Source organism: Archangium violaceum (assembly GCF_016859125.1).
Classification (GTDB): Bacteria; Myxococcota; Myxococcia; order Myxococcales; family Myxococcaceae; genus Archangium; species Archangium violaceum_A.
Window position 1 is genome coordinate 8,409,540 of sequence record NZ_CP069338.1, and the last position, 12,730, is coordinate 8,422,269.

Consider the following 12,730-nt stretch of genomic DNA (forward strand, 5'->3'; position numbering starts at 1 on the left):
GGCGGTGGTACCGCCGCGGCGAAGGAGAACGAAGCCGGGCGGAAGGGTCGTCAGGGAGTCGGAGCGCCTCGTAGTACCGAGGAAGCAGGGGAACGGACCCGTCCGGACCCTGTGGAGGGAAGGGGGCGCCGGAACATGGAGCCGTAGGAGGGAAAGATGGCGGGGACACCGAGCCCTACAACCGTATCAACGAAACTCCAGCGGATAGCGACGTTGGCGAGGCAGGCGCCGGACACGGCGTTCACCACGCTGGCTCACCACATCGACTTGGAGTGGCTACGAGAGGCATATCGGCGCACACGCAAGGACGGTGCAGTCGGAGCGGACGGGCAGACGGCGGAGCAATATGCGGAGAACCTGGAAGTCAACCTCCAGGGGCTTCTCAACCGCGCGAAGTCCGGCCTCTACCGGGCACCGCCCGTCAGGCGTGTGCATATTCCCAAAGGGGATGGGAAGACGACCCGTCCTCTGGGCATCCCGACCTTTGAAGACAAGGTACTGCAAAGGGCGGTGGCCATGGTGCTGGAGGCAGTCTACGAGCAGGACTTCCTGCCCTGCTCGTTCGGCTTCCGCCCAGGGAGAAGTGCGCATCAGGCACTGCAACGCCTCTGGGAGTCGCTGACGAGAACGAGAGGTGGATGGGTCCTCGAGGTGGACATCCGAAAGTTCTTCGACACCCTGGAACATGACCGGCTCCAGCAGCTCGTCCAGCGAAGGGTGCGAGATGGGGTGCTGCTCCGTCTCATCGGGAAATGGCTGAATGCAGGGGTTCTGGACGGGAAGGAAGTAACGCATCCCGACCAGGGGACCCCACAAGGTGGTGTCATCTCGCCCTTGCTGGCGAACATCTACCTCCACGAGGTTCTGGACGTGTGGTTCGAGCGTGAAGTCAAACCGCGCCTGAAGGGTAGCGCGGAACTCATCCGCTATGCGGACGACTTCGTGATATGTTTCACCATTGAGGAAGATGCTCGCCGCGTCATGGCGGTACTCCCCAAGAGGTTCGGGAAGTATGGCCTGACGCTCCACCCGGAAAAGACCCGGTTGGTGGAGTTCCGATCCAACCGCCCCAAGCCTCCACGTGAGGCAGAGGGCGGTCGGAGCTTCGACCTGCTGGGATTCACGCACTACTGGGGAAGATCTCGGCGGGGCGCCTGGGTGGTGAAACGCAAGACAGCCTCCAACCGGTTGAGCCGAGCGCTGAAACAGGTGACGCAATGGTGTCGTCTCAATCGGCACCGGCCGTTAACCGAGCAGCACCGCGTCCTCACGCAGAAGCTACGGGGGCACTATGGGTACTTCGGTATCACCGGGAACTCAAAGGCACTCGTGGCGTTTGCATGGGAGGTACGCAAGAGGTGGCACAAATGGCTATCGCGACGAACGCGGCAGGCTCGGACGACATGGGAGAAGTTCGACCAAATCGTTCGACGCTTTCCGTTACCAAAACCGCGTGTAGTTCATAGCCTCTACCGACGCGCAGCGAATCCATGAACCGAGGAGCCGGATGCGGTAGTTCCGCACGTCCGGATCTGTGGGAGCCCCGGGACGGCAACTCCCGGGGCCACCCGACCCAACTCAGGCGGTGAGAGCGAGCTGAGGTACGGGGGCGGAGGGGAGGAGAGAAGGCCCGCGCAGGCCGCGGCGGTGTGCGGCGAGGGTATCGGTCAGGAATGAGAGCACGTCACGGCCCTGCAGCTTGAGGGTGGTGGTGGCGGTGAAGATGCGCTCCACGAAACGGCTGCCCTCCTCACTCTGCGTGCCGAAGGACGTCTTCCTGTACATGACGGCGTGCCGGATGCAGCGCTCGCCGAAGTTGTTGGTGGGCTCCAGGCCAGGCACATCGACAAACGTCCAGAGGCACTTCTCCCACTTCAGGATTGGGCTTGCCCCGGTTACGTGGACAGTAGGGTTAAGATGCCAACTTCTGCGGTAAGGGCGCAAGCTCAAAATCCACTGGACTGACGTAGCCCAGCGAGGAGTGCCGCCGCTGGCGGTTGTAGAAGACCTCGATGTATTCGAAGAGGGCCAGCCGGGCCTGCTCGTGCGTGGCGAAGGCGGTGGTGTAGACGAGCTCCTGCTTCAAGCTGCTGAAGAAGCTCTCCACCACGGCGTTGTCCCAGCAGTTGCCCTTGCGCGACATGCTGCATTGGATGCCCCGAGCAGCCAGTGCCTGCTGGTAGTCGGTGCTGGCGTACTGGCTGCCCCGGTCCGAGTGGTGCAACAACCCCTGCGGTGGCTGGCGTCCCTCGAGGGCCATGTCCAGGGCGTTGAGCACCAGGTGCCGGTCGATGTTCTCGCTCATGGACCAGCCCACCACCTTGCGAGAGAAGAGGTCCATGACGACGGCCAGGTAGAGCCAGCCCTGCCCCGTCCCCACGTAGGTAATGTCCGTGGCCCAGGTGCTATTGGGCTGGCCGGGGAGAAGTTGCGCTCGAGGATGTTGGGGGCAACGGGCTGGTTGTGGCGGGAGTCCGTCGTGCGCACGAAGCGCCGTCTCTTGCGAGCAGCGATGTCGTGCTCGTTCATGAGCCGGGCCACACGCTTTCGACTCACGCGCTGCCCCCGGGCACGCAGCTCCGCGTGGACGCGAGGACTGCCGTACGTGCCGCGGCTGTCGCGATGTATCCGCGTCACCTCCTCGGCCAGGGCCCGGTCCGCCTTGTCCCGCGCGGACTCCGGGCGCTCCTTCCAGGCGTAGTAGCCCGAGCGCGACACACCCAGCTGCTCGCACATGAAGTCCACAGGGAAGTGGGCCTTCTCCGCGTCGATGAACTCGAACTTCACCTCGAGGTCTCCTTCGCGAAGAAGGCCGCCGCTTTTTTTAGGAAGTCGCGCTCCATCTCCAGATGACGCACCTCCTTGCGCAGCCGCACCAACTCCTCCCGCTCGGCCGTGGAGAGTGCACCTGCCGACTCCTTGCCATCGCCTCCGTCGGCCTCGCGCACCCAGTTGCGCAGGGCTGACTCGGTCAGGTCCAAGTCCTTGGCCACCTGGGGCAGGCTCTTGCTGCCCTCGCGCACCAGTCGGACCGCCTCGGCCCTGAACTCCGGGGTGAAACTCCGCCTCTTCCTTCGCTCCATGAACACTACCTCCTGTGTAGCCGACTTATGAGGTGTGTCCACAAAACCGGGGCAGGCTCAGATTTCCCGGGCCATGCCGGCCGTCTTCTTCTCCGCCCGCCGCGCTGCCTTGCGCAGCAGTTGGCCGACTCTGCGTTCCACACCGCGCATGCGCTTTTCGAAATCCTCGCGTGCCAGGGTGCCGTCGCGCACGCGGTGGTACCACTTGAAGAAGCGGTTGCGCTCGCGCATGAGCTCTCGGCCTATCTTCCCGCCCCTTCCTCCCCTGTCGATGAAGCCCTGAAAGTCGCGGGTGAGGTGGGCCCAACACAGCTGCCGCAGCCCCGCGTCCACCCACTCGTAGGCGCTCCACCTGTCAGTGGTGAGGAAGCCTGAGAAGTCCGCGCCGAGCAACTGGCGGGCCACCTTGCCGCCGCGGCTTGTGGCGATGTGGAACACCACCACCAGCGCCGTGGCCACCACCCACAGCCAGGCGCGAGCGGCCCGGCCACCCTCTCGTCCCTGCGTGAATCCCGTCTCGTCGGCGTTGACCGCCTCCGAGGCGCGTACGGAGGCAAGGGCTTCGGCCGTCGCTGGCGCGAGCGCCTGCGAGATTTCACCCTCCAGGTTGCTGACGCTGCCCACCGACAACTCCACACCCAGCATGTCCGACAAGGCGTCCTTCACCAGTCGTTTGGACAGGCGGTACTTACCCACCAGCAACGAGGCGAGCGCCGCGAGCCGGTCGCCGAAGACGCTGCGCGCATGCGCGGGCACCTCCCTCGAGTCACTACCCCGCAGTCAGGGCACTGCAGTGCATGGCAGCGGTACTCGGTGACAATGGCCGACAGGGGCGGCACCTCCACCACCTGATGCCGCCGGGGCGCGCTGTCCTGCCCCCGCAGCCGTCGCTTGCAACCCCTGCACTCCTGGGGCACCAACTCCACGACGTGCTGCACCTGCTCGGGCGGCAGCAGCGCGCGCTCATGCTTCTTGTGTCCAGGCTGGCCCCCGGGACGCCGGCCCGTGGGCCTCTTGCGCTGGCGCCGGGTGCCGGGTGCATCCGAGGAGGGTGGCTTGGAGGAGTTGCTCGAGTTGAGCCCCAGCCGCTCCTTGAGCTGTCGATTCTCCTCGCGCAGCTTCGCATTCTCCTCGCGCAGCTTCGCATTCTCCTCCTCCAGCTGCGCGATACGCTCCAGCGCTGCTTCCAGCCTCTTCTCTAGCTGCGCTATCTGCACGTCTCGGGCATCCACCTGCACCATGCCCTGGCTACACCACGCCAGACGTCCTCTTGTCCAGCACCACGTCTCCGGTCACCTCGTGCCCGGCTCCTCTTCAACCAGGCCAAGGCGGTGAACGGTTACAAGCATAGTTCTGCCAGCACCACTGGCCACGGAGCAGCGGTGGTGGGGGCGAAGTCGTGCGAAGAGTCAGCGGGTTACGCACTTACCACTGGAAGCCTCCTGCGGTAGGTCTCCGCGTGGCTATGACCGGCCCCATGTCCACGGGGGCTGCCGGTCGGCGTGCCGGCTCGGCATCTTGCTGAGCTGGTGTCCCCCCTGTGGGTTGGGGCTCGCCCTGGGATTCCGCCTGCTGGCACGCCACGTTGGCGGCCAGGGCATCGTGTAGCGCCTGAAGGTCGCGGAGGGTTTGTCGGACGATGGCGAGGGCACGCAAATCGGCCGGAGTTGTTGGAGCCCAGCGCTGGATCCACTCGCGCAGGGTCCTGGGCCTGATGCCATGGAGCTGGGCGTACTCGGCCTGGTCCATTCCGGACGAGGCCCACCCTCGCGCTATGGCGGCGCGCTGGTTGTCGGTCATGGAGGTGTTCTTCTCCCAGCTCATGATCGGGAAGGTTGCCGTTGCCCTCCATCGAAGTGGCGTGCCGGCTGGCGCGCTCGTGCTCCGGGCATCCGCTCTACATGCTTTGGGTGCTTGCGTGTTCCGCGAGCAGCTTCTGCAAGAGAGCCTCATCAATGGCGGGAACCATGCGAATGTCATCGCGTCCAGTTGGGTCTTCCTGATCAGGAACGAGCGGAAGTCCCACCTCCAGGATCTCTTCGTCGGTCGGCTGGCGGAGCGTCCAGTGCAGACCCTTCATCCGTAGCGTTATCGAGAAGTAACTGCGGATCGCGTCGAGATGCACTCGCAGCCGTTCCTCTTTGCTTCTGGGCGGAGGGGTAGGGGGCGGCGGTGTCGGTAGTGGTGTCGGTGGGGATGTCAGCATCCCGAATCGCCGCGTGAAGTCGTAGGGCTGACCGTCGAGGATGCTGAGCCTTCGAGTGAGCCTGCCCCGGTTTTGTGGACACACCTCATAAGTCGGCTACACAGGAGGTAGTGTTCATGGAGCGAAGGAAGAGGCGGAGTTTCACCCCGGAGTTCAGGGCCGAGGCGGTCCGACTGGTGCGCGAGGGCAGCAAGAGCCTGCCCCAGGTGGCCAAGGACTTGGACCTGACCGAGTCAGCCCTGCGCAACTGGGTGCGCGAGGCCGACGGAGGCGATGGCAAGGAGTCGGCAGGTGCACTCTCCACGGCCGAGCGGGAGGAGTTGGTGCGGCTGCGCAAGGAGGTGCGTCATCTGGAGATGGAGCGCGACTTCCTAAAAAAAGCGGCGGCCTTCTTCGCGAAGGAGACCTCGAGGTGAAGTTCGAGTTCATCGACGCGGAGAAGGCCCACTTCCCTGTGGACTTCATGTGCGAGCAGCTGGGTGTGTCGCGCTCGGGCTACTACGCCTGGAAGGAGCGCCCGGAGTCCGCGCGGGACAAGGCGGACCGGGCCCTGGCCGAGGAGGTGACGCGGATACATCGCGACAGCCGCGGCACGTACGGCAGTCCTCGCGTCCACGCGGAGCTGCGTGCCCGGGGGCAGCGCGTGAGTCGAAAGCGTGTGGCCCGGCTCATGAACGAGCACGACATCGCTGCTCGCAAGAGACGGCGCTTCGTGCGCACGACGGACTCCCGCCACAACCAGCCCGTTGCCCCCAACATCCTCGAGCGCAACTTCTCCCCCGGCCAGCCCAATAGCACCTGGGCCACGGACATTACCTACGTGGGGACGGGGCAGGGCTGGCTCTACCTGGCCGTCGTCATGGACCTCTTCTCTCGCAAGGTGGTGGGCTGGTCCATGAGCGAGAACATCGACCGGCACCTGGTGCTCAACGCCCTGGACATGGCCCTCGAGGGACGCCAGCCACCGCAGGGGTTGTTGCACCACTCGGACCGGGGCAGCCAGTACGCCAGCACCGACTACCAGCAGGCACTGGCTGCTCGGGGCATCCAATGCAGCATGTCGCGCAAGGGCAACTGCTGGGACAACGCCGTGGTGGAGAGCTTCTTCAGCAGCTTGAAGCAGGAGCTCGTCTACACCACCGCCTTCGCCACGCACGAGCAGGCCCGGCTGGCCCTCTTCGAATACATCGAGGTCTTCTACAACCGCCAGCGGCGGCACTCCTCGCTGGGCTACGTCAGTCCAGTGGATTTTGAGCTTGCGCCCTTACCGCAGAAGTTGGCATCTTAACCCTACTGTCCACGTAACCGGGGCAAGCCCACTCCGGATGGCCTGGATGGGCTGCGCGAGCGACGCCCGATTCCCCTCACCTTATCCCGTGCCCTTCCTCATGAGGGTCGGCCGCCTCCCCTTTGCAACCCCTGGGCCGCCCCTCCCCGGACCCCTCCCCATCTCCCAGTGTGGCGATAGAGCCACCAAGGAGAGTCCATCAGCAAGCGTGCTCACATCCCCATCAACAAACCTGCGCGGTAACAGTTGCGCTGGGTCACGGTCGGTACTCTCACCTTGAGGTGTCGGTACTCTCAGCTCCAGGTTTCCGTACTCTCATCTGGGTGAGAGCCGATCTAGAGAGAGAGAAAGAACAGAAGAAATAGAGCGAAGAAACAGAGCGCCGCTCACGCGGCGTGATGGACCCGTCCGCGCTCCGCGCGGACGGGAGAACCACATAGATACATAGTGAAAGTATCGGATCGTCCGATGGGCGCTGCTTCGCGAGGGGTGAGTTCTCGTACAGGAAGCTCGTGCCCATGCTCGGCGGAATGCGGCGGGGAAACCGACTGCCGGAGCGTGCTCAAGGATTCGATATATTCATCTTGGTACTGGTGGCCACCGGTTCGATCCACACCATGCACCGGCACGGACAGGTGCCGGCCGACCACAGGCCCTTCATGTCCGAGAACTTCAGCTACATCCCTCCGAGTTGTTCCATCGCTCAGCCAGAACCGCCGCCTGAGTTGATCCCGGTGCCGGTCTTCCGGTCGGAGGTGCCCGTTGTGGACGATGGCCCTGAACTGGTGGGGGTCATCCTCCAAGGGATCACAGAGATCATCCTGCGCGAACTCCAAGCGCTTCGAGCCCAGGATGTAGCCCGGAACTCCACGTTCGTGACGTTGGAGAGCGCCATGGCGATGCTCGGGTGCAAACGGTCGAAGATCTTCGACCTCTTGAGGCAGGGCCTATTGAAACGAGCGCAGAAGGTCGGGCGCTCAGTGATGATCACGGTGGACAGCATTGAGGCCCTGCTTGCAGAGGGCCTGCCTCAGGAGGGCGGCAAGCGGTTAAGTCGGCCCAGCTTGGCCAACACGAGGCGCCGGATTCTCAAGTGCGAAAAACGCAGTGGCAGCGCGAAACAGGATCCAGGGGACTCTATCCGTAAGCTCTCTATCAGGTAATTCAAACTGAGATGCTAAGGTGTAGAAGGGGTTTCACGTTTTCTTCTGGCCATGACATGCCTTGTATTTGCGTCCGCTTCCACATGGACATTTTTCGTTTCGACCAATTTTGCCGGCTTTTCTAGTGGACCTGAGCGTATTCAAACGGCTTTGGCTGTATTTTTCACTCAACTGAGCTAGGCGATCAGGTGCAATTTCTTTCAAGTGACGCTGCCCTAATATATCCCCATGCGCCCATGCGATGTCTCCATCCTTAAATCCAAGTTCAAAAACGAGCAAGTCCTTCCCCTGCATGGAGTGAACGAGCGCGAGAGCATACTCTCTCATCCACGACCTGGATGGTGGGGTGAAATCAGGGGTTACGCAAAATATCAGGATGGAACTGTCATCGGATAACATTGAGGCCGGCTTGATTGTCCTCTCAGCACTTTGAAGCTCAATGCAGTGGCGCACAAGAGCGTCAAATTGTCTCCGACTCTCGTCTGCTAGCTCCAAAAGCCAGCTACAAGATCTTGTTGAGCCCGGTCGCCCAGATTTCTCCAATTTCAACAGTGCCGTGGAAAAGAAATCGTAAAAGCCTTGGCTTGGCTTCTGCGGCGCTCCTCCCGAGATCAATTCGTCATAATACTTATCAACAACCTGTCTGTACCCATGCCATGCGATGTGGTCTAGGTTGCCGAACTTTTTTGCATGTAGGTCGATGTTGTTATGCGCGAAGAACATGCCAATAAAGTCAAGCTCGTCATCCGGATGAGCCAGCGGGTTATGGAATGCCCGGAGCCGTTGCTCTAAGTAGTGAATAAAGACGGCCGCAGAGTCGAACAGGTCGCAAAATACACGCAAATCGTCCAGTGAGACGATCCACGTCGGATTTTCAGCGAAGGTCAACCCGACGTTCTTGAAGTCAGCGTGACGCGTTCCCACATCCGAAATGTTGTCAACGGTAACGCAAATTCCCCAGATCCTCCAAAAGTCGGTCTTGCGTATACGTCCGATGGATTGTCTCTTTTGATCGAAGATCTCGACTTCCCCGCGTGACTCAAGCTCATTTATGAATCGGCGAGCTTGGGTTGCTGGAGTGCAAACGAGGTTGCGTATTGACGCCACATAGGCTTGAAGATCAGTCGTTGGGGAGACAGGGGTGAATATGCCTCCTTTGACTTCAACAACAAGGAGGACTTCATCAAAAACAACAAGCCCATCGGCCTCTGCCCACTCTAGTTTATTGGTTGACTTGTTGGTCCACTGGTACTGGATGGATGAATGGCACTTTGCTCCAGGGAGGAGTCGTCCAAACATTTCGAGAGGAAGTTGTTCCGAGACCTCTCGCTGGTGCGAATTCCACTTGGGTCTGTATTCGGGCTTGATGCTGGTGACCAGCATCTGAAGTGTTCTGTATATGTGGTCTTGTAGGTTGTTGTTGTTGAAGCAGTAGTACCGGCCGTCGAATTTGAGAAACGGACGAGTTCGAACGGGTAGGAGTCTGAGAGGCCACCCTCTGTACTCGCCAGGGGCAAAGAATGATTGTTCTTCGCCAGGGCCCCAGGAGAGCGCGTCCAATAGTTTTGTGGGTAGCTTGGTGGTTTTTTGGAGGTCGAAAAGATCGTATTGAGTGAGCTTGTGTTGAGCTTCGATGAGTTTTTCGCGAAGCCCCATTTCGTCTATTGCTTTGCCTAATTGCTTTTGGAACTCTTCTTTGCTGCCGACGGAGCTTGGTTTGAGGACGCTTAGGGTCTTTTTCTGTATTTCTCGGATGTCGAAATATGCGGTAAATAGTTCTTCAGTCAGGCTTTTTTGTATGGACGACAGTGCTTCAATCAGGTCGTCGCTTGAAATTCCGAAGAGTTCTTTCAGAATGTCGCTGTGTGGCGTTATGAAATCCCGAATATGCGGGATGTTGTGTATGAGGTACCGATCGACGGAGACGTTCATCCAGAGCATTTGTGCTCTGACGTAAAAGGAGTCTTGTTGGGTGTCATAGGATGGATCGTTTAGTTGGGAGTGTGCGCTCTTGTGTATGTGATAGTTTAGATTGATTGTTGCGTAGAGATTCCCAATTAGCGATTGAAGTTCGAAGTATTCCTCGTCCGAGGGGATCCTTGTATCGGTCGGAGGTCGGGCGGCTATTATGCTCTGCGTGTAATCCAATACTAGAAGCGGTGACGCTTCATTGAGGCCAAGCTCTTCTTTGGTTTTGGATTGCTCTTTAAGCGCGGAAAGTGCATGTGCTAGATAGCTGCGTTGTAAGAGCGCTGGTGGGTGGAATTGCGTGACGCGATCAGCAATTTGATCGACTAGGTTGTCTATGCTCTTGACCACTGCTGGGTATTCATTGGCCAGTCGGGCCATGACCTTCTTGTGCTTTTCAGGAGACATGTCCTTCTTGATTGTCCATCCTGGGCTTCGGCGACGAGAGCGACGAGTCATTTGGGGCCTCCAAGTGCGTCAGGAGTGAAATTGAATTGATCAGCCAACATGGGCCTGGACCGCACTCAGTACGACGGGATCTTCTGGGTGCTCCAGGCGGATGGGCACGACGTACATCGGCGGGACGGTGGCGCTGACGTAGTGGAGAGCCGTGGTACGTGTACTGCTGTGGTTGAGCGCTTGAGCGACGGCCTCCAGGGGCAAGCCGCCGCCCTTCTGATTGTAGGTGCTGCCCCGTTCAACCAGCCACGTAGCGAAGCTGTGCCGGATGGCGCCGAAGTGGACGAACTCCAGGCCCGTGCGCTTGCACACCCGCTCGACGGCCTCGCGGATGGTCTGCCGATCCGGTGCTGAGCCTCGTACCTGGAGACGCTGGGCGGCGGCGAGCGCCTGGGTATCGAGGGACACGGTGAAGCGCTTGCCCGTCTTGTGCTTGAATGTGACGGTGCCCGCGATCTCGCCCTGATCCTTCAGTACCGCGATCTTGCCGTCACCGCTGGCCAGCCGATCCACCTCGGTGCCGTGCATCCCGCTCTTGGCCTGGAGGCACAGCACGTCGCGGATGGCCTGCGAGCCGAGGACCGCGTAGAGCTTTTGGATGTGCTCGATGCCGTAGCCCTTGAGTTCGTGGTTCCGGCGCGCAGGAGGCACCTTCAGGAAGCGTCCCGGGTTCTCCATCGGGTCTAGCTCGCCGGCCTCCTGGAGGTACGAGGTGAAGGACTTGAAGACGATGATGCGCCACTTCTTGCCCGTGTCCCAGGTGGCCAGCAGCTTCTTCAGCGCCGGACCGGTTAACGCACGCAGATCCTTGCCCGCGAGCGCCGTCGCCCATGCGGCCAGGTAGCTGCGCGTGCTCTTGAGGTACTCGACGGACCTGCCGCTGGCCTTCAAGTGCTGGAGGAACCGTTGGGCACGGTTCTCGTCCAGGAACACAGCCTTCGCGGCGTCCTCCTGGGCCTTCTGGGCCTCCTCCACGCGCTCCTGGCTCGCGGTCCGGTACGCGGCCGGGTTCCGGCGGAACACCGCCAGTTCGGCCAGGGCCTCGGCCTCGCTTCGCACGTCCAGCGTGATGTTGTAGGCGGTCCCGGCAACGGTCTTGCGGATGATCCACCGCGTGCTGCCGTCGTTGGCCGTGTACGTGCGGCCCCCGAGCCACTTCCCGCTCCACTTGGGCATGTCCGGCTCCCGTACCCAACCCCCACTTGGGTAAAAGTTGGGTACAAGAGCTAACGGAGGGTAGGGCGTCCCGCAACCCCACCGGAGCGGTTTCAGAAAACCTCAATGAAAACAGGACGGTAGGACAGAGGAATCGAACCTCCCAGGGACATGTCTCCATGCCCCCCACCGGTTTTGAAGACCGGGCCGGCCACCAGGTCCGGAGGTCCTACCACTCGCGATTACTGCCGGGCCGCGTGTTCCGCGTCAACGTCGCGCTTCAATCCAGCCCGCGTTGCCACAGGTCATCCTCGTCGAGCCCCATCAAATGTCCGACCTCGTGCATCACCGTGATACCGATCTGCTCGATGAGCTCCTCCCGCGACTTCGCGAAGCGCTCCAGGTTCCGCTGGTACAGCACGATGGACGCGGGGTAGGGATCGAACCCCCCGAGGATGCTGTTGCGCTCGCCCACCGGCGAGCCCCTGAACACCCCGAGGATGCACGGTGACAGCGGTGGCGACTCCCCCAGCAGATCCTCGTCCTTGGGGATGTCCTCCACCGCGATGGTGACGTTGTCCAGGTACTCCTTCACGTGCCCGGGCAGTGCCTTCACCGCGTCCTCGACCGCCTTGTCGAAGGCCTCCTCGCCCAGCTCCACGGGTGGGGGGAACTCCTCCGGCGCCAGGGCCTGCGCCTTCCCGAACCGCTTGCGCGCCTCCTTCCCGTCTCCGCGCCGCTCCGCCAGCAGCCCCAGGTAGTGGTGCGCCCAGGGCTCGTCCGCGGCGTCCTTCAGCACCTCCTCGAACGCCGCTTGCGCCTCCGGGAACCGGCACAGCTCGAACAGGGCGATGGCCCGCTCCAGCCGCGCCTCCACGGACCTCGGCACGTGCCCCAGCGCCGCCTCCAGGCTCGCCATGGCTCGCGCACACTCACCTACCTGATTGAGTCCGGTGCCCTCCAGCAGGAGGAACTCGAAGAGGAGCTCCACGTCGCCCGTCCGCTGGGCCAGCTTCCTTCCCCGGGCGCACAGGGCGAGGCCTTCCTCCACCGCCTCGCGATCGTCTCCCACCCGGCCCACCAGGCACTCGGCCGCCCCGAGAAGCAGCTCCAGGTCCTCCGGGGCCGCCTTCAGGGCCCTCGCGTAGGCCTCCAGGGCGTCCTCGATGCGCCCCAGTTCCGCGAGGATCGCCGCCCGCCAGTGCAGGGCCTCCGCGAGCCCGGGGGCCTCGGCCAGCAGTGCCTCCACCTTGGCCAGGGCCTCCTCGAAGGACCCTTCCTCGAAGGCCGCCGCCACCGCGCCGAGTCGAACCTCCATGTCCGACGGCGCCGCCCACTTCGACGTCCGCTTCCCCATGTGCGGCGACATACGAACCCCTTCCGCGCGTTGTCAACGTGCGGCACGGCT

At 62.0% G+C, this 12,730-nt stretch carries 7 protein-coding genes, 1 tRNA gene and 3 pseudogenes; 3 read left to right on the top strand and 8 right to left on the bottom strand.

From position 1 onward, the window contains the following. Positions 1-156 precede the first annotated feature (156 nt). Entirely contained in the window at positions 157-1,494 is a 1,338-nt protein-coding gene (ltrA, locus tag JQX13_RS36025; protein WP_203403968.1) for a group II intron reverse transcriptase/maturase, read from the top strand. A gap of 84 nt (positions 1,495-1,578) precedes the next feature. On the opposite strand, the pseudogene JQX13_RS36030 reads toward ltrA, so the two are convergent. The 4 genes and pseudogenes from JQX13_RS36030 to JQX13_RS36045 all read right to left on the bottom strand — a co-directional run. Continuing rightward, a pseudogene (locus JQX13_RS36030) lies at positions 1,579-1,890 on the bottom strand (IS66 family transposase); the annotation flags it as partial. Positions 1,891-1,912: 22 nt separating this feature from the next. Next, positions 1,913-3,083, bottom strand: a pseudogene (locus JQX13_RS36035) (IS3 family transposase). Positions 3,084-3,143: 60 nt separating this feature from the next. Further along, positions 3,144-4,324: pseudogene (gene tnpC / locus JQX13_RS36040) on the bottom strand (IS66 family transposase); the annotation flags it as partial. A 656-nt stretch (positions 4,325-4,980) separates the two neighbouring features. After that, positions 4,981-5,208 carry a hypothetical protein gene (locus JQX13_RS36045; RefSeq protein WP_203403969.1) on the bottom strand — a complete coding sequence of 76 codons (228 nt, stop codon included), beginning with the start codon at positions 5,206-5,208 and terminating at the stop codon, positions 4,981-4,983. A 197-nt stretch (positions 5,209-5,405) separates the two neighbouring features. Here JQX13_RS36045 and JQX13_RS36050 point away from each other — a divergent pair. Then, positions 5,406-6,577 (top strand): IS3 family transposase gene (locus JQX13_RS36050; RefSeq protein ID WP_203403970.1). Its coding sequence is split into 2 segments (ribosomal slippage): positions 5,406-5,661 and positions 5,661-6,577, totalling 1,173 coding nucleotides; the frame shifts between segments, so codons are not numbered across the junction. A 518-nt stretch (positions 6,578-7,095) separates the two neighbouring features. After that, entirely contained in the window at positions 7,096-7,740 is a 645-nt protein-coding gene (locus tag JQX13_RS36055) for a helix-turn-helix transcriptional regulator (RefSeq protein ID WP_203403971.1), read from the top strand. 33 nt (positions 7,741-7,773) lie between these two features. Here JQX13_RS36055 and JQX13_RS36060 read toward each other — a convergent pair whose 3' ends face one another. The 4 genes from JQX13_RS36060 to JQX13_RS36075 form a co-directional block, all read right to left on the bottom strand. Next, positions 7,774-10,116, bottom strand: coding sequence for an SEC-C metal-binding domain-containing protein (locus JQX13_RS36060; protein WP_239014062.1), 2,343 nt, complete (start codon positions 10,114-10,116; stop codon positions 7,774-7,776). A gap of 90 nt (positions 10,117-10,206) precedes the next feature. Beyond that, complete coding sequence (locus JQX13_RS36065) at positions 10,207-11,343, bottom strand: site-specific integrase (protein WP_203403973.1); 1,137 nt, start codon at positions 11,341-11,343, stop codon at positions 10,207-10,209. 117 nt (positions 11,344-11,460) lie between these two features. Beyond that, positions 11,461-11,556, bottom strand: a tRNA-Sec gene (locus JQX13_RS36070). Between the two features lie 46 nt (positions 11,557-11,602). Continuing rightward, the gene (locus tag JQX13_RS36075; protein WP_203412371.1) at positions 11,603-12,679 is read right to left on the bottom strand and encodes a metallopeptidase family protein; all 1,077 of its coding nucleotides are present in this window, start codon (positions 12,677-12,679) and stop codon (positions 11,603-11,605) included. Positions 12,680-12,730 lie beyond the last annotated feature (51 nt).

Coding starts and splice junctions, on each gene's coding strand:
- JQX13_RS36060 (WP_239014062.1), bottom strand. CDS start 10,116: ATGTCTCCTGAAAAGCACAAGAAGGTCATGGCCCGACTGGCCAATGAA.
- ltrA (WP_203403968.1), top strand. CDS start 157: ATGGCGGGGACACCGAGCCCTACAACCGTATCAACGAAACTCCAGCGG.
- JQX13_RS36055 (WP_203403971.1), top strand. CDS start 7,096: ATGCTCGGCGGAATGCGGCGGGGAAACCGACTGCCGGAGCGTGCTCAA.
- JQX13_RS36065 (WP_203403973.1), bottom strand. CDS start 11,343: ATGCCCAAGTGGAGCGGGAAGTGGCTCGGGGGCCGCACGTACACGGCC.
- JQX13_RS36075 (WP_203412371.1), bottom strand. CDS start 12,679: ATGGGGAAGCGGACGTCGAAGTGGGCGGCGCCGTCGGACATGGAGGTT.